The sequence below is a fragment of the Myroides sp. 1354 genome (genome assembly GCF_030324495.1).
Classification (GTDB): Bacteria; Bacteroidota; Bacteroidia; order Flavobacteriales; family Flavobacteriaceae; genus Flavobacterium.
Map to the genome: position 1 here is coordinate 71,799 of NZ_JACAGN010000006.1, position 21,354 is coordinate 93,152.

At 36.5% G+C, this 21,354-nt stretch carries 15 protein-coding genes and 1 pseudogene; 11 read left to right on the plus strand and 5 right to left on the minus strand.

Going from position 1 to position 21,354, the window contains the following annotated elements:
• The first annotated feature begins 202 nt into the window (after positions 1-202).
• From HX004_RS08225 to HX004_RS08260, 8 genes are all read left to right on the plus strand, one after another.
• Entirely contained in the window at positions 203-3,370 is a 3,168-nt protein-coding gene (locus HX004_RS08225; RefSeq protein WP_286441985.1) for a SusC/RagA family TonB-linked outer membrane protein, read from the plus strand.
• Between the two features lie 11 nt (positions 3,371-3,381).
• Positions 3,382-4,854, plus strand: a complete 1,473-nt coding sequence (locus tag HX004_RS08230; protein ID WP_286441986.1) for a SusD/RagB family nutrient-binding outer membrane lipoprotein — start codon at positions 3,382-3,384, stop codon at positions 4,852-4,854.
• A 6-nt stretch (positions 4,855-4,860) separates the two neighbouring features.
• A complete protein-coding gene (locus HX004_RS08235; protein ID WP_286441987.1) occupies positions 4,861-7,329 on the plus strand; it encodes a phosphocholine-specific phospholipase C in 2,469 nt (822 codons plus the stop codon).
• A 365-nt stretch (positions 7,330-7,694) separates the two neighbouring features.
• A complete protein-coding gene (locus HX004_RS08240) occupies positions 7,695-8,933 on the plus strand; it encodes an MFS transporter (protein ID WP_286441988.1) in 1,239 nt (412 codons plus the stop codon).
• Between the two features lie 288 nt (positions 8,934-9,221).
• Positions 9,222-10,034: a helix-turn-helix domain-containing protein gene (locus tag HX004_RS08245; protein ID WP_286441989.1), complete on the plus strand. Its 813-nt coding sequence runs from the start codon at positions 9,222-9,224 to the stop codon at positions 10,032-10,034.
• Positions 10,035-10,107: 73 nt separating this feature from the next.
• Positions 10,108-10,500, plus strand: coding sequence for a RidA family protein (locus HX004_RS08250; RefSeq protein WP_286441990.1), 393 nt, complete (start codon positions 10,108-10,110; stop codon positions 10,498-10,500).
• 147 nt (positions 10,501-10,647) lie between these two features.
• Positions 10,648-11,328 carry a hypothetical protein gene (locus HX004_RS08255; RefSeq protein ID WP_286441992.1) on the plus strand — a complete coding sequence of 227 codons (681 nt, stop codon included), beginning with the start codon at positions 10,648-10,650 and terminating at the stop codon, positions 11,326-11,328.
• A 21-nt stretch (positions 11,329-11,349) separates the two neighbouring features.
• Complete coding sequence (locus HX004_RS08260; RefSeq protein WP_286441993.1) at positions 11,350-11,718, plus strand: hypothetical protein; 369 nt, start codon at positions 11,350-11,352, stop codon at positions 11,716-11,718.
• 38 nt (positions 11,719-11,756) lie between these two features.
• Here HX004_RS08260 and HX004_RS08265 read toward each other — a convergent pair whose 3' ends face one another.
• A complete protein-coding gene (locus tag HX004_RS08265; protein WP_286441995.1) occupies positions 11,757-12,392 on the minus strand; it encodes a LysE family translocator in 636 nt (211 codons plus the stop codon).
• Positions 12,393-12,661: 269 nt separating this feature from the next.
• Here HX004_RS08265 and msrB point away from each other — a divergent pair, with 269 nt between their 5' ends.
• Positions 12,662-13,753, plus strand: coding sequence for a peptide-methionine (R)-S-oxide reductase MsrB (msrB, locus tag HX004_RS08270; RefSeq protein ID WP_502888470.1), 1,092 nt, complete (start codon positions 12,662-12,664; stop codon positions 13,751-13,753).
• Positions 13,754-13,810: 57 nt separating this feature from the next.
• Here msrB and HX004_RS08275 read toward each other — a convergent pair whose 3' ends face one another.
• The 3 genes from HX004_RS08275 to HX004_RS08285 form a co-directional block, all read right to left on the minus strand.
• Positions 13,811-14,893 (minus strand): NAD(P)H-dependent flavin oxidoreductase, encoded by a 1,083-nt coding sequence (locus HX004_RS08275; protein WP_286441996.1) that lies wholly within the window; start codon positions 14,891-14,893, stop codon positions 13,811-13,813.
• Positions 14,894-15,037: 144 nt separating this feature from the next.
• Positions 15,038-16,573: a hypothetical protein gene (locus HX004_RS08280; RefSeq protein WP_286441998.1), complete on the minus strand. Its 1,536-nt coding sequence runs from the start codon at positions 16,571-16,573 to the stop codon at positions 15,038-15,040.
• 746 nt (positions 16,574-17,319) lie between these two features.
• Complete coding sequence (locus HX004_RS08285; RefSeq protein ID WP_286441999.1) at positions 17,320-18,885, minus strand: NAD(P)/FAD-dependent oxidoreductase; 1,566 nt, start codon at positions 18,883-18,885, stop codon at positions 17,320-17,322.
• Between the two features lie 167 nt (positions 18,886-19,052).
• Between HX004_RS08285 and HX004_RS08290 the strand changes: the two genes are divergently transcribed.
• On the plus strand, positions 19,053-19,604 hold the full coding sequence (locus tag HX004_RS08290; protein ID WP_286442000.1) for a DNA-3-methyladenine glycosylase I: 552 nt from the start codon (positions 19,053-19,055) through the stop codon (positions 19,602-19,604).
• A gap of 198 nt (positions 19,605-19,802) precedes the next feature.
• Positions 19,803-20,789 (plus strand): annotated as a pseudogene (locus tag HX004_RS08295) (aldo/keto reductase).
• Positions 20,790-20,828: 39 nt separating this feature from the next.
• Here HX004_RS08295 and HX004_RS08300 read toward each other — a convergent pair.
• Positions 20,829-21,344 (minus strand): hypothetical protein, encoded by a 516-nt coding sequence (locus HX004_RS08300; protein ID WP_286442002.1) that lies wholly within the window; start codon positions 21,342-21,344, stop codon positions 20,829-20,831.
• Positions 21,345-21,354 lie beyond the last annotated feature (10 nt).

Here is a 21,354-nt window from a genome sequence, read left to right on the forward strand (position 1 = left end):
AAGGAAATTTTTCTTTGTGTATTTCTATTTAAAAATGTAAGGCATTGAATGATAGTACGCTATTTTTCTTTGTTATCTTATTGTTTCACACGAGTCTTATTCTTAATACTTAGTTAAAGTAAAAAGGGGGATTCTTGTTTTTTGCGTAATACGATAGCGCCTTGAAAATACAATATTTGTCTCAAATTAATTCAAGAGAATCATGAGACAGAAATTACTATTTTGGAATACCGTATTTCTTTTATGTGTTAGTCTGACCTATGCGCAGCAAAAGCGAAATATCACAGGGGTGGTACAAGACGAAACAGGAGTAGAGTTGCCAGGTGCCTCTGTTGTAATTAAAGGAACAACAGCAGGAACAACAACCGATTTAAATGGGCAATTTACCCTAGAAGTAGAAGAAAAAGATATTGTTGTCGTTTCTTTTATAGGGTATAGAAATAGCGAAAAATCAGTACTAAAGACAGTGGATTTTACTTTTAAATTAGTGCCTGAGCAAGCTGCTTTAGATGAGGTCGTTATCACGGCTTTAGGAATTTCAAAGGCAGAGAAGAAAATCGGATATGCCACACAAAATATAGATGTCAAAAAAGTACAAGAAGTGGCGACTCCTAATATGGGAAGCTTGTTGAGTGGACAAGTGGCAGGACTACAGGTATCCAACCCTCCAGGGATGTTACAAGCACCAAAATTTTCCTTAAGAGGAAAAGATCCGCTTATTGTAATTGATGGAATTCCCGTAACTACGGATTTTTACGATGTATCACCAGAAGACATTGCCAATATTAACGTATTAAAAGGAACCAGTGCTTCTGTGCTTTATGGTTCACTAGGGCGTAATGGTGCGATTATGATCACAACTAAAAATGCAAAAACAGAAGGAATTACAGTAGAGGTATCACAAAATTTGATGATGAGTGCAGGATATACCTTGTTTCCGAAAACGCAACATGAATACGGAAGTGGGTCGAATGGAAAGTACGAATTCTGGGATGGTAAAGATGGAGGAATTAGTGATGGTGATATGATTTGGGGACCTAAGTTTGAATCTGGAGTAAAGATAGCACAGTGGAACAGCCCGATTCGCGATAAGCAAACAGGGAGCGTAATTCCGTGGTATGGGAACGTGGAAGGAACGCAATATGACGATAAATCGCGTTATGAAAGAGTGCCTATTACTTGGGAATATCACGACAATTTAAAAGATTTCATGGAAACGGGAATTATATCTCGTACAAACTTTGCCGTGTCAAATAAAACACAAAAAGGATCTTACCGCTTAGGAGGGGATTTTTCATACAATAAGGATAGAGTACCTAATACAAGTATGTATAGAGGAAGTTTAAACTTCAAATCAACGACTTATCTTACGGATAAATTGACTTTAGATTCTAAGCTTTCTTACAGTAGAGTACACGCACCAAATGTACCGAATTACGATTATAACCCAAGTGGGCATATGTACACAATCTTAATCTGGATGGGAGATGATGTAAACGGACGTGATCTGAAAAACAATTTATGGACCCCAGGAATGGAAGGCTATAAACAAGCAAGTTATAACTATGCTTGGTATAACAACCCTTGGTTTGGCTCAGAATACTTTAAGCGAATTTGGAATAAGGATGTAACCAATGCACAGTTGAGTTTGAGTTATCAAGCAACAGAAGATTTAGTGTTACAAGGAAGAGCTTCGATGATTTCTACCAATAACAACACTGAATTACAGAGTCCGAAGTCTTATTTTAATTATAGCACTTCAAGAGAAGGAGGATATAGTTTAGAGAAAAATGATCGCTTGGATATTGATTATGATTTCTTAGCAATGTACAGCAAAAACATTACAGATAATTTTGCGATTAATGTGAATGCAGGGGCAGCTTCTCGTTATTATCGCTTGACAAATTCTTATGCTGCAGCGGATGGATTAACCGTACCTGGCGTACACAATTTAGGGAATTCAAAAGGACCTGTTACAGCAACAAATTACTTAGAAAAGAAAGCAGTGAACAGTGTGTATGGAACAGTAGAGTTTGATTTATACAATGCGTTTTTCTTGAGTTTTGCAGGTCGTAATGATTGGTCTTCAGCCTTAGCAAAAAGCCAACGTTCGTATTTTTACCCTTCGGCTTCTTTGAGTGTAGTGGTGTCTAATTTAGTGGAAATGCCTGAGCAAATAGACTATTTAAAACTGTATACTTCTTGGGCGAATGTATCAAGTGATTTAACTCCTTATCAATTGCAATCCACTTATTCTCCAATCAATCCATCATTCAATGGCAATCAGATGGTAGAATATCCGAATGCGATTTTAAATCCCTATTTACTTCCTGAAAAATCAAAAACCTATGAAGTTGGTTTATCAAGTGCTTTTTACAAAAAACGCTTCAATATGGATGTTACCTATTATCGCGTATTGGATTCAAACTTTATTATTGATTATCCAGTATCAGAAGCTTCAGGATTTAACAATATGAAGGTAAACGGAAATGAGTATACAACGAATGGATGGGAGATTTCCTTGACGGGAGCTGTAGTGAAAAACGATAATTTTCAGTGGAATTCAGCGATTAACTGGAGTGCAAGAACGAGAAAACTAACGAAAATTCACGAGGACGCAGAGAAATTTGGCGATTTGCGTTTGAATGACCGCGTGGATTCTTATTATGGAACGGAATGGATGAAGTCACCCGATGGGAAAGTTATCTTAGATGAGAAAACAGGGATGCCAACAGCAAATAAACAAGCGACTTATTTAGGACATAAAGATCCAAAATGGACCTTGGGATGGAACAACAGCTTTAAGTACAAAAATTGGGGATTAAATATTGGAATTGACGGTATTTGGGGTGGTGTAATGCGTTCAGAAGTGGTAGAAAAAATGTGGTGGGGAGGAAAACATCCAGAATCTGTTCGCTATAGAGATGAAGAATATTCAACAGGAAATCCTGTATTTATTCCTAGTGGAGTGAATTTAGTTTCAGGAGAGTTAGTAACGGATGTACAAGGAAATGTAATCTCAGATACGCGTGTTTTTAAAGAACACACAGGAGCAGTAAACTGGCAAAGTTGGGCACAAAATTATCCGTATCGCGCTAGAGTAACGGAAAAAGAAAGCAAATTATTTGCCAACGTATTTGATCGTACCTATTTTAAACTGAGAACGTTGAGCTTATCTTATGATTTTACTCCAATGATTAAATCCGAAAAAATAACGCAGTTATCAGCTTCTTTAACGGGATATAATTTATTGATGTGGAAGAAATCAAAAGGATTGTATTCGGATCCAGATTATGATACAGCGAATAAGAACGATATCCAAGATCCTTCAACGCGTTGGATTGGATTGGGATTAAATGTGAAATTCTAATACTGATAATCATGAAAAAATACTTAAAAACACTATACGCAATTACCTTGGCATTAACGGTAGTAGGATGCCACGATTTAGATCAATTGAATGAGGATCCAAACAAAATCAAAGAAACAGACCCTTATTTGTTACTAACTAAAGTAGAAAAGACGGCTTTTTCTTTGCAAAATATCGATAAAGAATATGCGGCTCGTATGATAATTCAAACGGATGGAGAAAGTACGTATCAATATCTAAAATGGGGAAGTAAGGGGTACGATCGCTATAAAGATTTGTTGCAAACGCAAAAAATGATGGACGAGGCAACGCGTACTGGAAAAACGGAATACCTGGCACTTGGACATTTTCTAAAAGCACATCTTTTTTATGAATTGACGATGGCATTTGGAGATATTCCATTTTCAGAAGCATTACAAGGAGAAGGAAAAATTCAATTTCCTCAATATGATACACAAGAAGCTGTATTTGTTGGAATTTTAGAAGAATTAGAACAAGCTTCTAAAACGTTGAAAAAAGAAGGTTCAATCCAAGGGGATGTGATTTACAAGGGGAACTTAAGTCGTTGGGAAAAGCTGATCGAATCCTATAAGTTAAAAGTGTTGATGACGTTGTCTAAAAAGCAAAAAGTGGGAGGCATTGATGTAGCACAACGTTTTAATGAAATCTATCAAAAAGGAATACTTCTGATGAATAATGACGACAATGGACAAATTGCCTTTGTTGACCAAGCGGGAAGTCGTTATCCTCAGTTTAATTCAAGTTCATATGGATCAAGTATGTATATGTCTGGAACGTTTATTAATTTAATGAAAGACTTGAAAGATCCAAGATTATTTGTGTTTGCACAACGCACAGCTTCTGCTTTAGAACAAGGATTGGCAGAAGATAATTTTGAGGCTTATAATGGTGGTGATCCTACAGTGCCTTATGCTGAAAATGAGAAATTAGTACAGAGTAAAAATATCTCTAAGGTAAAGAGTAGATACTATCAAGATCCAACGAATGAAACCAATGTAATTTTGAGTTACGCAGAGGTACAATTTATTTTGGCTGAAGCCGTAGCTAGAGGTTGGATTGCAGGAAATGCAGAAGAATTTTATCTAAAGGGTATTAAGGGGAATTTCGATTATTACGCACAATATGCCAAAGGATTAGGTCAATATTTTACAACAGAGCAATTGGATGTTTATACACAACAATCAAAAGTGAAATATCAAGGAGGAGATTTAAAAACGCAATTGAAACAGATCTTAACTCAAAAGTATCTGATTATGTTTCACCAAGCGGGAATGACGATCTATTACGATTTCTTGAGAACCGGTTTTCCAGAATTGAAATTGCAACAAGGAATTACTGCTCCGACAAGATGGCAATATCCTAGTTCAGAGTACAACCGAAATCAAGACAATTTACAAAAAGCATTAGATCGTCAATTTAATGGGGCGGATAATATCAGAGGAATCAGTTGGTGGTTAAAGTAAAGTAATATGAGTACAACTAGAAGAGATTTTATCAAAACGTCATCCCTTTTTATGGGAGGGATGACGGTTTTAAATGCCATGCCTTCATCTATTCAACGTGCGTTGAGTATTGAAGCAGAACCAGGAACAACTTTTCTCGATGCAGAGCATATCGTTTTCTTGATGCAAGAGAATCGATCATTTGATCATTGTTATGGTACGTTAAGTGGTGTTCGTGGGTTTAATGACCCACGTGTCATTCACCAACCGAATCAATTGCCTGTTTGGTTTCAAACCGATCAAGATCAATCGATCTATGGCCCTTTTCGATTGGATATTGAAAATACAAAAATCACCTGGATGGGCAGTTTACCACACAGTTGGAAAGATATGGTAGAGGCGAGAAATGAAGGAAAAATGGACCAATGGTTAATCGCCAAAAAACCAGGGAATAAGGAGTATGCTCATATGCCCCTGACGATGGGGTATTTTACGCGAGAAGATATTCCTTTTTACTATGCTTTTGCCGATGCCTTTACTGTGTGTGATCAGCATTTTTGTTCTTCTTTGACGGGAACAAGTGCCAATCGATCGTATTTTTGGGCCGGTGCCATTCGCGAAAATCCCCGTGATCCCAATTCTGTAGCTCACGTAAATAATGGTCAAATTAACTACAAAGATGTCAGTTGGAAAACCTATCCAGAAAGATTAGAAGAAAATAACATTTCTTGGCGTGTATATCAAAATGAATTGAGTCTGCCTGTTGGATTTACGGATATGGAAGAATCGTGGTTGGCCAATTTTACGGATAATAATCTTGAGTTTTACAAACAATATAATGTGCGTTTTCACAAAGCGCATATTCAATTCAAAGCATTGGAACTGAAGCGTCTCAATCAAAAAATAGAGGAAGGAATACTAACGGGAGAAGCTTTGCAAAAAGCACAGGCTGAACGCTTACTTTTAGAGGAGTATTTGGTACAATATGGAGCTGAATCTTTTGCAAAACTCTCTGATTTTGAGCAGCGAATTCACCATAAAGCTTTTGCTACTAATATTGCCGATCCTGATTATCACCGCTTAGAAGAAATTGAATATCAAGAAAATGGAGAGATAAAGAAAGTAGAGGTTCCCAAAGGGGATATTCTTTATCAATTTAGAAAAGACGTCTCAGAAGATAAACTACCCCTGGTTAGTTGGTTAGTGGCTCCTTGTAATTTCTCCGATCACCCAGGTGCGCCTTGGTTTGGGGCTTGGTATGTTTCTGAGGTCTTAGATATTTTGACTAAAAACCCAGAGGTGTGGAAAAAGACTATTTTTATCTTGACTTATGATGAAAATGACGGATATTTTGATCATGTGGCTCCATTTGTTCCTCCATTGAGTACAGATTCTAAACAAGGAAAAGTGTCTAGTTCTATGGATACGCAAGATGAATGGGTTACTTTGGCTCAAGATAAAGCTAGAGATAGTAAAAGTGCCTTGTCAAGTCCAATCGGATTGGGGTATCGCGTTCCTATGGTTGTAGCCTCTCCTTGGACAAGAGGAGGATGGGTGAATTCTGAAGTGTGTGATTTAACTTCTACGCTACAGTTTTTAGAGTATTTTATCGAGAAGAAAACAGGAAAAAAAGTAATAGAAGAAAATATCTCCCAATGGAGAAGAGGAACGTGTAGTAATATGACTTCTGTTTTTCAACCTGCAAATGATTTAAAGAAAGTGGAGTTGGATTTTGTCGATCGAAATAGCTATGTAGAACGCATTCTCAATGCTAGAGATAAAAATCTACCACATGGCTTTAATGCTTATACCAAACAAGAATTAGAGCAACACAAGGCTTGGAATGAATTCAAAAATTTTCCAAAACAAGAAAGTGGAGTGAAGAAAGCTTGTGGGCTACCATACAATATAAATGTTAATGCATTTGTCGATTCAAAAGGGATGCAGATGAATTTAGATATCCAAGCAAATCAATTGAAAAATAAAGCGTATTTAGCGCCTATTCAAGTCTATGCGCACAGTAAATTTCAACGTAAAAACGGGCGCAATTGGAATTTCAGCGTAGATGAAAAGGAACCGCTGTCTTATGCGTGGGCAAGTGAAGATTTAGAGCAAGGATACTATAATTTCAGTGTACATAGTTTCAACGGGTTTTACCGAAACTTTAAAGGAAAAGTACAGGATCCCACAGTGGCTATTGATTTTACAGTACATGCGAATCAAACAGTATCTGTGGTATTAAAGAATAAATCCAATACAGCGCTTACATTTTATGTGCAAGATGTAGTTTATAGCAAAGAAAATCAAAAGATTACTGTAAAACCAAATGCAGCATACAGTTTGAAATTGGATTATGCTAAATTTAAAGGCTGGTACGATGTCGTAATCACTTTGGCTGATTATTCGAGTTTTGTCTATCAATATGCAGGTCATATTGAAAATGGCAAAAGTAGTATTACAGATCCTTATATGGCGAGTTTCTCAAAATGGAGCTAGTTTATGGTTAACAGTTGACAGAAGATTATTGATTAAAGAAAGCCAATCCTTTGTAGGGGTTGGTTTTTTTGTTTTTTTGCATTTTTGTTTTTTTGCAAGTTGCTTTTTCGCCTTTTTTTGCAAGTTCTCAATATTTAGAAATATCACCCTTTTCTTAGATCCTTAACTGATAATCGATAACTTTTAGATTTGCTTTTTCGCCAGATTATCGATTAAAGAAATATATCTTTAAATCAGATAATTAACTGATAACCCTTGTATGTTTTAACCGATTAACCTTTCTAACCAATTCCTTGATAACAGTTAACAGATCGCTGATAATTGATAACTGTTTATCTTTGTACTACACTTAAGAGGTCAATGCAATGAGCAAGATAAAATTGGGATTAAGAGAAAACTGGAAACAATTTACTCTTTTAGTTTTGGTGAATATGATGGTGGGAGGTATGGTAGGATTAGAACGCACGGTTGTTCCATTAGTGGGAACCGAAGAGTTTCACATTCAATCCGATGTTGTTGTTTTTTCTTTTATTATTGCTTTTGGGGTAGTAAAGGCATTTACCAATCTTATTTCGGGTGTACTAGCAGATCGATATACACGTAAAAAGGTATTGGTTTTAGGTTGGTTGATTGGTTTACCTGTTCCTTTTTTACTGGCTTTTGGGCCTTCGTGGAATTGGATTTTGTTTGCTAATATTTTACTGGGAATTAGCCAGGGATTAGCTTGGTCGATGACTGTAAACATGAAAATTGATTTGGTTGGGAGTAAGAGCCGCGGTTTGGCGATGGGACTAAATGAAGCGGCGGGGTATGGTGCCGTAGGACTAACAGCCCTCGCAACGGGTTTTATGGCGTCTCACTATGGCTTGCGTCCCGCTCCTTTTTATTTGGGAATTGCATATACGTTTATCGGTTTATTACTCTCCGTATTTATTGTAAGAGATACGCGTCAATTTGCTCAATTAGAAGCAAAACAACAAGGATCAACAGCACTAGAGGAAATTGCCAAACCCAATCTGTGGTGGGTATTTAAAGAAACAACGTTTAAAAATAAGAATTTGTTTTCCATCTCTCAAGCGGGACTAATCAACAACCTCAATGATGGGATGTCTTGGGGGGTATTTCCCCTATTGTTCATGTCTATGGGAGTTGGATTGGAAGGTGTAGGGTGGATTAAAGCGGTGTATCCTGTTGTTTGGGGAGTAGGGCAGATTGTAACAGGTCCTCTGACTGATCGATGGGGGAGAAAACCTTTAATTGTTTGGGGTATGTTTGTACAAGTGCTTGGACATATTGTTATCGGATTAAATTATTTTGATCCTTTAACCGCAGGTTTAATTGGTTCAATCTTATTGGGTGTCGGAACAGCTATGGTTTATCCTGCCTTACTTGCAGCAGTAAGTGATGTAGCTCACCCCAATTGGCGTGCTTCTTCTTTAGGCGTTTATCGCTTTTGGAGGGATATGGGATATGCAATCGGTGCGTTGATGGCAGGTATTGTAGGTTCTTATTTCGGATTGATGTGGGCCGTACATATTGCAGGAATCTTGACATTTATCTCGGGGATTGTCGTGTGGATCCGCATGAAAGAAAGAAAATTTTGAGGTAGTTAGAAGTGATGGGGTACTAAAGAAAAGAGGAATACGTAGGGGCAAATGGAAATTTGCCCGTTATCCTGAATTAATAATTGGAAAGAGGAAAGAGGAAAGAGGAAATCGAAACGCAGTGGAGATTCATCGAACACAAAAAACAATATAAAATAGGTGAGATATATTCATCGAATACCAAACAACAAACACCAAACACCAAACACCAAACACCTCACCCTCTTACAACAAACACCCCCCACCAAACATTTAAATCCCTATCTTTGATAGACAAAAATCACCACTATGCGTTACCAAGAAATTCTTCCCCTTCCAGCTTTACAAGCGTATATCCGTTACTTTTGGGTATTGGAAAGTGGAGAAGAGCAAGTTGGGAGCAAGCAGTTTAAGATACTACCCGATGGAATTCCCGCTTTGATTTATCAGGATACCCCCAATCTCTTTCGAGATGAACACCATCGAAGTACACCTCAGCTTTATATTTATGGAGCTTTTACAACCTATACCAATCAGTTGGTAGATGGACCTTTTCGAATCATTGGTGCTTATCTTGAGTCCACTGCTTTAAAAGCAATTTTTAAATTAGATGCTTCAGAATTAGCTAATCAGAATGTAGCCTTGGATGAATTAGTTTCTACTTCTTTACTCGATCAATTACAACATGCATCAACAACAGAAGAGAAGATAAGGTTGCTTTCAGATTTTGTTTTACAACAAGTACAAGCCTTGCATTATGATAATCAAAAAGCAAAGTTTGCCTCTACTTTGTTGCAAAGAGGACTCTCTTTAACTGAAGTTCAAACGCAAATGAATCTATCTGAACGAACCTTAGAGCGGTTGATCAAACAACATGTAGGCATGTCGCCTAAACTTTTCTCTCGTATTATGCGCTTTCAAACGAGTTTAGAATTGTTGAAAACTACCGATTTTAATACATTGACGACGCTAGTTTACGAGCAAGATTACTTCGATCAATCTCATTTTATTCGAGAGTTTAAAACCTTTACAGGAAATAATCCAACTCAGTTTTTGAAGTATTCAGAGGAAAAGTTATCTAATTTTCCTGAGTGGAAAATAGAAGAAAAAAAGAAAGTTTAATGCTGTCGGTTTTATCCAATTCCGGGAATAGTAAGCGTTGTAGTTTTGCTTCATCATTTTAAAAAAGAAGAAAATGCAAAACAAAATTGTTCGAATGAACCCGACTACTGTACCTCATCCTGTGGGTAAATATTCACATGTAACTATCCTTCCAAAAGAAGCTAGCTTGTATACCTTTTCAGGTCAAATAGGGATAGACACTGCAGGTGTAATTCCAGCTGACTTTAACGAACAAGTCAATCTGACTTTTAACAATATCCAAGGTTTATTAGCAAGTCAAGGATTAACAGCAGAGGACGTTATTAAAGTCAATATTTGGTCAACAAAAGAAATTGATTGGGATCACTTTGATCGCGTATGGGAAGGGGTCTTTGGTAAACAATATCCCTCGATGACGGTTGCTTATATTTCCGCTTTGGGATTACCCGAAATTGCCATTGAAATTGAAATCTGGGCTGCGAGGTAACATAGAATCACATTCTGAATTGTATTCGTATAAAAGGGATGTTTGAATATAGTATGAAATTTGGTTTTAAGTATTTGATTTTTAGACTTTTATTTTTTTGTTTTTATTTATTTTTATAAAATATTAATCATTAAAAAATTTATAAAGATGAAAAAATTACTCGTTTGCTTTTTAGCAATTACTGGAATTTTTATTACGGGATGTAGTAAAGAGGACGAAAAAACGAAAACTCCTGTTGAGTTTCAGTTAACAGAACAAGAATATCAGTTGAAGATCATTAAAATGAATGAAATCTTTGATAAATATGGAGCTTATGATGATGGAACAACTTCATATGATTATTATAAAAGGGAGCATAGACTCGCAATTGAAAAATTAGATTTAAAGGAATTGGAAAATTTCTTTATTGAGCTTCATTCACCAGAAGGATTGAAAAATGTGGAGGATGAATTTACGATCGAGAAAGTGGATACGAATAATTTGAAAAAAAGTACAAAATCAACAATGCAATTTCAAGTGAAAGGTAGCCATAGCAATTCTATTATTGGGAAATCTAGTTCGTTTGTTGATTTCACTATTAGAGATTATGAAACCATTGCCTTTGTTAATGCTGGTGCAACATATGAGAATGATAATGTGAGTTATGATAGGACTAATGGTAGTAATATTGTTCCGTTTTATCCTGATGCGAATCAAGATTATTTTGAACATAAAGGGGGGATTAATGTCTCTTGTCGAATTCTTGCATTTGGACGTCCAGTTACCGCAGAAATGCAGGCTAGGTTTAATCGCAATGGTTCAGGAAGTGTAGTTAGTTTTAGAGCTTAAGAATAGGGGAATTTATTTAGTATGAGAAAAAGAATTATAATAAAACGACTTCTATGTTTCTTAGTACTCATTGGATTTTTTATTATAGGATGTAGTAAAGAGGATGAAAAAATGAAAATTCCTGTTGAGTTTCAGTTACCAGAAGAAGAATATCAGTTGAAGATCATTAAAATGAATGAAATCTTTGATAAATATGGAGCTTATGATGATGGAACAATTTCATATGATTATTATAACAGGGAGCATAGACTCGCAATTGAAAAATTAGATTTAAAAGAATTGGAAAATTTCTTTATTGAGCTTCATTCACCAGAAGGGTTGAAAAATGTGGAGGATGAATTTACGATCGAGAAAGTGGAATCGAATGAATCTACAACGAAAATGAAATAAAAAGAGCTTTAAAATTAATTTTAAAGCTCTTTTTTATGTTATTTTGCTTTGGATAAAGCCATTTTTGCAGCTAAAAAGAGCAATACACTTCCCATAAACCACTTTTGTATTTTGAGCCATAAGGGTTGTTTTTGAAAGAATATTGCTAGTTTGGCAGCAAATAATACAATGGAAAAATTGACTATAAAACTCAAACTTAGCTGTGTAATACCCAAGGTTAAACTTTGCGTAAAAATAGCACCGTAAGCTGGTTTGATAAATTGAGGAAAGAGCGATAGGTAAAACACAGCGACTTTCGGATTCAATATATTCGTCAAAAAACCAATGCTAAATAATTTGGAAGGAGAATCTTTTTTTAAACTTTCTTCCACTTCAAATAGTCCTTTGCTGCTGGGTTTTAATGCTTGAAAGGCGAGGTAAACCAAGTACAAGGCCCCTATCCATTTTAATACAGCGTAAGCGTAAGGAATGGTAAACAATAGTGCTGTTAAACCAAAAGAAACGAGGACAATGTGAAATAAAAAACCGCAAATCACTCCAAGTAAAGAAAGCAATCCCGCTTTTTGTCCTTGAGACAGTGTTCTAGAAATAAGATACACCATGTTGGGACCAGGTGTTATGGCTAAAACTAAAGCAGCTAAAGCAAATAAAAGTAGTTCGTGCAAAGGAATCATAAGGTTGTTTTTGAATGAGAAAAAATAATTTTTTTTGTTTACTTTTAAGTCATAAATACTCTTCTTTTTTCGGTGGAAAGTTATTCTATTCTTTTGAAATATATTCGATCGTAAGCAAAAAAGAAGAGAAAAATTATACGTTATAGAAGCGGATTCCGCCTAGTAAAAAACAATTTTAAAAAGGTTTAATCTTTGATTTATTAGCAGTGTCTTTTTGACTAATTTGCAGCAATCAAGAGAGGAATGAGGTAGAGAAAAAAAATAAGAGTATGAAAAAAGCAATTGTGATAGCCTTATTGGTGTTTAGTGGATTTGTATTAGCCAATAGTACCTGTTTTCATCAAGATACAACAAGTGTAAAAGAAAGAGAAGCTATGGAGGAAAGAAAAGATAAGGATACCAAGGTCATCTATTTTGCAGGTGGATGCTTTTGGGGAACGGAGCACTTCTTTCAGCAGGTGAGGGGAGTGGTTCATACAGAAGTAGGGTATGCCAATGGAAATACCAAAAAACCAACCTATAAGCAGGTTACTACGGGAACGACCGGTTTTGCAGAAGCTGTAAAAGTAACCTATGATCCCAAAGCGATTGATTTTGAATTGTTAATCGATTTGTTTTTGCAGACGATTGATCCAACCACTTTAAATCGACAAGCCAATGATGTAGGAACCCAATATCGTTCGGGCATTTACTATGTAGATAAGGAAGATCAATTTATCATTACCCAAAAGATAAATGAATTAGCTAAACAATATACTAAAGAAATAGTCGTTGAGGTAGAGCCTTTGCGCAATTTTTACGATGCAGAAACCTATCATCAAAAGTACTTAGATAAAAATCCAGGTGGCTATTGTCACATAGGTGCGGATTTATTTGAACTAGCACGTAAGGCAAATCCCAAAAAGAAACAAGTATATCAACGCCAAGAGAAAGAAGTATTAAAGCAGACATTAAGTCCAATACAATACGAAGTAACACAAAAGAACGGGACCGAACGAGCCTATAGTAATGAGCTATGGAAGGAATTTCGTGAGGGAATCTATGTGGATATTACCACTGGGGAACCCTTGTTTATTTCTACAGATAAATACGATGCAGGTTGCGGATGGCCAAGTTTCACTAAGCCTATTGACACTAAATTAGTTGAAGAAAAAGAAGATAATACTCACGGTATGCAACGAACTGAAGTAAGAAGTGCTACTGGAGATGCTCATTTAGGACATGTTTTTAATGATGGTCCCAAGGATAAAGGGGGGCTACGCTACTGTATTAATGGAGCGTCTTTGCGTTTTATCCCGAAAGAAGAAATGAAAGCACAAGGGTATGAAAAGTACATACCTTTGTTACAGAAGAAAAACTAAAGGCGAAAATCAATCCGCCTTTAGTTGAATATAGATGTAAAATTAGCTTGTTCACGTTTACAGTTGATAATTTTCTACCTCTTGAATTAATTGAGAGAGAATTACTTTGACTGACGCACTACTGTAAGGACCACGAGATTGCCCCGTCCACAAGCTAGAAAATTGTGGTTTTTTATTCATTTTCGCAGCTATTCTCAATCCAATCGTCAATTTATTTTGAAATGGATAAGGGAGAATATAATCCGAATGGTCGAGTTGTTGGGTAAATGTATTGCTTAGCCCTCTTGCGTAACGACCAGAGAAACTCTTTGTTAAAGTCAAGTCTTCTTCTTTTGCCTGTCTCAAGGCCTCTTTTTCAAATTCCGCTAGATTGCTTTCTTCAGATCCCATGAGTAAACTACCGATGGCAAAACCTTGTGCACCCAGCGTTTTAGCAGCTAAGATAGTTGAAGCGTTATAGAGTCCCCCAGCGTAAATAAGTGGTGTTTGTACTGCTTCTTTTACTTGAGATAATAAAGATAATCCTCCAATTTCAGGTAGTTTTTCAGTTAGAAAAGTACCTTGATGCCCACCCGCTTCAATGCCTTGAACGCAAATAAGATCGATGCCCTTTTGTTCCAGTACTCGAGCTTCTGCAACAGAAGTACAGGTACCAATAAGGATGATATTGTGTTGCTTCATTTTGGCAATTGTCGCCTCATCAAAAACACCAAAAGTAAAACTGACAATCTTACAACCCTCAGCAATAATAGCCTCTACTTGATCGTGGTAATCCGTATAGATTACTTGCTCATAATCTGCTAGGTTTACTTCTAAATCAAATTGTTTAGCAAAATCAGTAATATATTGTTTGGTACGAGCATATTGATGCTTGAGTTCATCTGTCCGCTCTGGTAAAGGATTTAGGAATAGATTTACAGCAAAGGGATGATTCGTTAATTGTTTTGTTGCTCGAATCAATTCGGTGCATTTTTCTGCAGGTAAATCTCCCAAAGGCAAGGTACCTAAAACGCCTATTTCTCCTGCTGCAGCTACCATTTGAGGGGTAGCAACCCCAAACATTGGCGCTTGGATAATGGGATATTGAGTTTGTAGAAGTGCAGTAATCTTGTTTTTCCAAGTAAAAGTATTCGTAGGCATCTTCTTTTGTTTTTTGGTTAATACTCAAAAGTACAAGTTTAAAAAAAAGAATAAGATGATAAATAGCAGTATTTCAAAAAGGTTGAAAAATAAAAAAGCCCAATTGCATTTGCAATTGGGCCTAATCAATCCTTTTCTTTAAAACTATTTTCTACTATTTTTAGCAGCATCGAATTTTGTTCCTTTACCGTACGATTTTTTCGCCACTTTTGTTTGTTGAGCAGCGGCTTTACTTGCATTGTTTACGAAAGTTAATGCTCCAGTATAAGAAGCCGTAATTTTGTTCTCTCTGTCGTCGATGGCGTTTACTGTAATCGTGTATTGATCACCTGTTTTTTCAACTTTTACTGTTCCAGTACGCGTAGGAGCGAAGCCTGACGTAACTGACTCCCCTTCTCTGTTGATCGTTTGCTCAAAGAACCAAGTACCCCAGTCTAATCCTACTTCAGAACCACCACCTTCACCAGCATTTCCTACATTTTCATCTCCAATTGGGAATTCTCCTAGTGGAATGTCTGTTGTTGCGTTAAGATCCGTATAAAGTGTTACACGCATCCATTCACCTGAACCTTCAACCCAGAAGTATTGACCTGGATGAGGAGTTAAGGTTTCACTGTATAAATAAAGATTCCAACGGTTGTTTTGTTTTGCAGTAATTGGTGATTTACCTTTGTACTCCATAAAACCTTGGGTTAGTTTCTTTACTTCTTTATCAGCTCTTAAAGTAGAAATGGTGTATTGATCTCCTTGTTTTACTGTTCCTGTATACTTACCTAAATGTCTTGTTCCATTTTCTAATAAGATGTTGAAGCGAATCTCTTGTCCTTGTTTGTGTTCCATCACTTTGATTGAACCATCTAGAATGTATAATTCCTCATCAATTCCAGCCGCTTTATCTTTGTGTTGGAAACTAGCAAAGGAATAGTCATCCTCTCCATTTTCAATAGCTTCTTTAGAACCTACTCTAAATGCACCTACTTCAAATGCAGTAGAAGCTTTAAACGTTTTGTTGGGAACTTTAGCCTCCCAAGCTTTTGGTGCCATCTGATCAAAGAACGAAAGCGAAATATGATATCCCGTTCCATCTTCTTTTAATTCACCATAGCTATTTGCATCTCCTTGCGTAAAATACGTCATGTATTCTGCTACATTGGGGTGGTCAAATACATTGTCTCCCCAATACCAACCGTTTTGAATTTCATAGGTTACATCGTAGATTGGCTCTATATCGATGGCTTGAGTGTAATTGATGTCGTATTTTACTCCTTGCTCATCTTGTAAAGTTCCCTTGAATGTATGCGTGCCATTTGCACTTACCACAGCCAGTTCTCCCGCTGTAATTTTAGATACGATTGCGGCATTTTTGACTGTACTTGCTGAAGAAAGCGTATAAAGATGTCCTGCATCAGAAACAATATAAGTTTCTGATTTTATTGCTGCTTCTAATAAATTTTCATCTTTTACTACATCAGAAATGAATTTTAGATTGAATTCCCCTTGTTTTGTTTTTAAAACAATAGCGAAATTTCCTTTATCTTCTACCTTGCCTAAATAGGTTCCTGTAGCTTGATCAACAGTAATTGGGTTTGTACTACTTGATTTGTTGTCATCACTACTACATGAAATAGTTGCTAAACTGCTAAGCAAAACAAAGCTTACTACATACGATAGTCTTTTCATAATTTAAATGGAATTAGTTTGTGAATGCCCTAAAGCGTCCGATTTATTTTTGTTTTTAGAAGAATCTTATAGGTTAAAATTTTATTTTTTGGGTGTTTAAATTTGAACTTTGTAAGTTTCTACTTGACGCAATTTAGATTTTATTTTGAATAGAAAAATAAAATCTAAATAAATTAACATAACTGAAAGTGGTGTATTCGCGTAATGTGAATAAAATAAAAGTTATAATTTGCTAATTTGTTATTATAAATGTATTTTATTTAGAATGAATTATTGATTTATTAAATAGAGGGTGTGAATTTGTTGGTGGAAAAAGGGAAGTCCTAAATTATCATTGGTTAGAGAAAAAAGTAGAAGAGGGGCGGAGCTTCAGGAGATCTATAGTAGAGGCAGATGGAAATCGGCCTCATGGCTAGAATATTTTTTAAATAGAAAAAGAAGAGGAGATGAATCAAAAGCCAAAATAAAAAACGGTGAACAGTTATCGGTTATCAGTTATCAGATGAATTTTCTGATTTAAGGATATATTTTCTTTAATCGATGATCTGGCGAAAAAGCAACTAGCAAAAAAACAAAAAAGCAAATCTAAAAGTTATCAGTTATCAGATGAATTTTCTGATTTAAGGATATATTTTCTTTCATCGATAATCTAGCGAAAAAGCAACTTGCAAAAAAACAAAAAACCAATCCCTTATAAAGGATTGGTTTATCTTATCATGGTATATTTTCTGTCAACGAATTAACCGTTAACGATTATTCATACTTTCAACGCATAAGATGGCGCATTTTTCTCCATCAATAGCTGCAGATATAATACCTCCAGCGTAGCCAGCTCCTTCCCCGCAAGGGTATAAACCTTTAATCTGAGGATGTTCTAAAGAGCGATCATCACGAGGAATGCGTACAGGAGAAGAGGTTCTACTTTCTGGTGCATGAAGAATAGCTTCATTGGTAAAATAACCTTTCATGGATTTGCCAAATTCTTGAAAACCTTCTCGCATAATTTGCGTTAAGAAGTTAGGAAATACTTCTCCTAATTCAAGGGAGGTGGTTCCTGGTAAATACGAGGTTTTCGGAATAGAGGTTGATACTTTTTTCTGAGCAAAATCGACCATGCGCTGAGCGGGAACACGTTGTGTTTCTCCAGCTAATAAGAAGGCACGTTGTTCAATGGATTTTTGGAATTCCATTCCAGCTAACGCTCCAAATTTTTCAAAAGGTTTAAAATCTTCTAGTCGCAACTCCACTACAATTCCTGAATTAGCCGTTGCTTGATCTCGTTTAGAGGGCGACCAGCCATTGGTTACTACTTCTCCAGGAGCCGTAGCACAAGGCGCAATTACTCCCCCAGGACACATACAGAACGAATACATCCCTCTGCCATTCACTTGTTTTACAATAGAATAAGGAGCAGGCGGTAGAAATTCACCTCTATAATCACAAGAATATTGAATCTGATCAATGAGGGATTGTGGATGTTCTGCGCGAACACCTAAAGCAAAAGGTTTTGCTTCAATAAGGATGTTTTTGCGATCCAATAGTTCATAAATATCACGAGCAGAGTGCCCTGTAGCCAAAATCATTTTATTAGCCTCAATGATATCTCCATTTTCGAGTACTACTCCACGCATTTCATTGCCCTCTAGGACAAAATCAACTACGCGTTTTTCAAATAGCACTTCACCACCAAATTCTTCAATTTTGTGGCGCATATCTTGCATGATTTTGGGTAATTTATTGGTGCCTATATGAGGATGAGCTTCAACTAAGATATCTTGTGAAGCACCAAAGGCAACGAGTAATTCTAAAATGCGATTGATGTCTCCGCGTTTTTTAGAACGCGTGTATAATTTACCATCAGAATAGGTTCCTGCACCTCCTTCTCCAAAACAATAGTTGGAATCGGGGTTTACGATATGTTCAATGTTAATGGCCTTTAAATCTCTTCGACGTCCACGTACATCTTTTCCTCTTTCTATCACAATGGGTTTTACACCGAGTTCAATGAGTTGTAAAGCTGCAAAATAACCCGCAGGTCCTGCACCAACCACGATGACGCGTTTGGCATCCTTGACATTTTTATAGGCAGGGAAATCAATTTGTCGATGTACAACCTCTTCACCAGCAAAAAATACCTGTACCTTTAAATTGATTTTAACGACGCGTTGTCTGGCATCAATTGAACGCTTTAAAATAGTAAGGTGCTGAATTTCAGAAATAGAACATTGGATGTGCTGCGCAACATGAGCGGTTAACAAATCAGCTGAAGCTGCAACTTCAGGAAGCACTTGGAGCAGTAATTCTTGTGGCATTTTTTTATAAAGCAAATAGAAATTAAAGCGCAAAAATACACTAAAAAAACAAAAAATAATTTCTGAATTCAAAAGCAATAAAAAAAGATAAACCTATTGACAAGCGGTTGTCAATGAGATGCCTTACATTTGTTAGTAAGAGAGTAGTATTTTAAAAAATAGAAAGTATGTCATATTGCGATCACATTGAACAATTAACTGGAGACCGAAGAGCACTCCATAAAAAATACCACGACAACCATTACGGTTTTCCCATTCACGATGACAATGAATTATTTGGGCGATTGTTGATGGAAATCAATCAAGCAGGTTTAAGTTGGGAAACAATACTCAAAAAAGAAGAAGCATTTAGAACCGCTTATAGCAATTTTGACATTCAAACGGTAGCTAATTATACAGAAGAGGATCGAGCGCGTTTGATGAGCGATGTAGGTATTATTCGAAATCGACTCAAAATCAATGCAGCGATTGAGAATGCTAAGGTTATTGTGCAACTTCAACAAGAGTTTGGCTCATTCGAAAAGTGGTTAGAACATCATCACCCTAAGACCAAAGAGGAATGGGTGAAACTATTTAAAAAGCACTTTCGATTTACGGGGGGAGAGATTGTCAATGAATTTTTAATGAGTATTGGCTATTTAAAGGGAGCCCATACAGAAGCTTGTCCAATACACACTGTTGTATTAAAACATCAACCTTTGTGGACTGTAGCGAACTAGAAGAACGTATGGGGTTGTTTATCAGCTGAATGTGCGTTTTTTATAGGTGTTGTTTTTTCCTTTTTTAGTGTACTTTTTTGTGTTACCCGTCTTTTTTTGTTATCTTTAAGCTTGTCCTTAAAATGAAAAAACAGCAAATCTCAATACAGGCTGTATCGATTTTAAGGTTTAATATTCAAGTAAACCAATACAAAACAGATGGAATTTAGAAAACTAGGTGCTTCTGATATAGAAGTTTCTGCAATTACCTTTGGTGCATGGGCAGCGGGAGGATGGATGTGGGGAAGTACAGATCGAAAAGAAGCGGTTGCAGCGATTCAAGCCGCACATCAAGAAGGAGTAACCACCATTGACACAGCACCGATTTACGGGCAGGGTGTAAGTGAAGAAATTGTAGGCGAAGCTATAAAGGGATTAGCAAGAGATCAGGTGCAAATCTTGACCAAGTTTGGTATGCGTTGGGACTTAGCTCAACCTCAAGGAACTTTTGTGATGCATAGCAAAAATAATCAAGGTCAAGACCTCTCAATTTATAAATATGCAAGTAAGGCTAGTGTAATCAAAGAAGTAGAAGATAGCTTGAAGCGCTTAGGTACAGATTATATCGATGTATTGCAATTACATTGGCCTGATGTTACTACTCCAATTGCCGAAACCATGGAAGCGATGGAACTCTTGATTCAACAAGGGAAAATTCGCGCAGCGGGTGTAAGTAATTATACTGTAGAACAAGTGAAAGAAGCGAGAAATACTTTAGGTATTGTTAGTAATCAAGTACCTTATAGTATGTTAAATCGCAAAATAGAACAAGAATTAGTTCCCTATGCTTTAGCAAATGATTTGAGTATTATAGCATACAGTCCTATGGAAAGGGGATTGTTAACGGGTAAATACTTTAAAGCGAATACTTTTGCGGAAGGAGATCATCGTTCGAGCTATTTTTCTCAATTTAATTTACCTCAGGTAGAGAATTTTCTAGAGGAAATTAGACCTTTAGCGGAAGAGAAACGCGCAACTTTTGCTCAATTAGTTTTGAGGTAGACCACGTTGCAACCTGCAATTACAGTGACCTTGGCTGGTGCTCGAAATGCGAAACAAGCCCTAGCTAATGCTCGGGCCATACAAGTGGCATTGAATCCAGATGAGTTGGATTTTATACATCGCGCTTTAGCGAAGATATCCTAAATACAAACAAGAAGGAGATTGAAAAATCTCCCTCTTTTTTTATGCCTCTTCTTTCCAGCGAATTAATAAATAAGAGGCTTGTTTAAAAGGATGCATCACCCTTTCTTCACTAATTTCAAATCCCCATTCCTTAAAATAGGGCAGTAAAGGATCATTTTGTACAACCTCCAACCAAATGGCCTCGTATTGTTTCGTTAAGGACAACGTTTTATTCCATAAAGAGGCTCTTACCTCTTCTTCATTGTGATTGGGTAAAAGATAAAAAGAAGCCAAGTGAATCACTTTCTTATCTGCTAACAGAGCGGGTTGATCCACTTGCTTAATCATGGTATAGCCTGCGGGAATTTCATTGTGATAGACAGTCAACATTTGTGTACTCAAATCATTTAATTCAAGTACGGTTTCTTTGTGATCCAGTTGTTGTGCGATATATTGATTCAAAGAAGAATCATCCGTAACAGCGGCATACATCTCTTTGATTTGTGCTTCTCTTAATCGAAAAAGAATAGCGAGTCCTTCTTCCGTAGCTATAGTAAATTTGGATATAATACTCATATTAATTAGT

Excerpts from the sequence above, each read along its gene's own strand:
- HX004_RS08225 (WP_286441985.1), top strand. The coding sequence starts at position 203 with ATGAGACAGAAATTACTATTTTGGAATACCGTATTTCTTTTATGTGTT.
- HX004_RS08230 (WP_286441986.1), top strand. The coding sequence starts at position 3,382 with ATGAAAAAATACTTAAAAACACTATACGCAATTACCTTGGCATTAACG.
- HX004_RS08235 (WP_286441987.1), top strand. The coding sequence starts at position 4,861 with ATGAGTACAACTAGAAGAGATTTTATCAAAACGTCATCCCTTTTTATG.
- HX004_RS08240 (WP_286441988.1), top strand. The coding sequence starts at position 7,695 with ATGAGCAAGATAAAATTGGGATTAAGAGAAAACTGGAAACAATTTACT.
- HX004_RS08245 (WP_286441989.1), top strand. The coding sequence starts at position 9,222 with ATGCGTTACCAAGAAATTCTTCCCCTTCCAGCTTTACAAGCGTATATC.
- HX004_RS08250 (WP_286441990.1), top strand. The coding sequence starts at position 10,108 with ATGCAAAACAAAATTGTTCGAATGAACCCGACTACTGTACCTCATCCT.
- HX004_RS08255 (WP_286441992.1), top strand. The coding sequence starts at position 10,648 with ATGAAAAAATTACTCGTTTGCTTTTTAGCAATTACTGGAATTTTTATT.
- HX004_RS08260 (WP_286441993.1), top strand. The coding sequence starts at position 11,350 with ATGAGAAAAAGAATTATAATAAAACGACTTCTATGTTTCTTAGTACTC.
- HX004_RS08265 (WP_286441995.1), bottom strand. The coding sequence starts at position 12,392 with ATGATTCCTTTGCACGAACTACTTTTATTTGCTTTAGCTGCTTTAGTT.
- msrB (WP_502888470.1), top strand. The coding sequence starts at position 12,662 with ATGAAAAAAGCAATTGTGATAGCCTTATTGGTGTTTAGTGGATTTGTA.
- HX004_RS08275 (WP_286441996.1), bottom strand. The coding sequence starts at position 14,893 with ATGCCTACGAATACTTTTACTTGGAAAAACAAGATTACTGCACTTCTA.
- HX004_RS08280 (WP_286441998.1), bottom strand. The coding sequence starts at position 16,573 with ATGAAAAGACTATCGTATGTAGTAAGCTTTGTTTTGCTTAGCAGTTTA.
- HX004_RS08285 (WP_286441999.1), bottom strand. The coding sequence starts at position 18,885 with ATGCCACAAGAATTACTGCTCCAAGTGCTTCCTGAAGTTGCAGCTTCA.
- HX004_RS08290 (WP_286442000.1), top strand. The coding sequence starts at position 19,053 with ATGTCATATTGCGATCACATTGAACAATTAACTGGAGACCGAAGAGCA.
- HX004_RS08300 (WP_286442002.1), bottom strand. The coding sequence starts at position 21,344 with ATGAGTATTATATCCAAATTTACTATAGCTACGGAAGAAGGACTCGCT.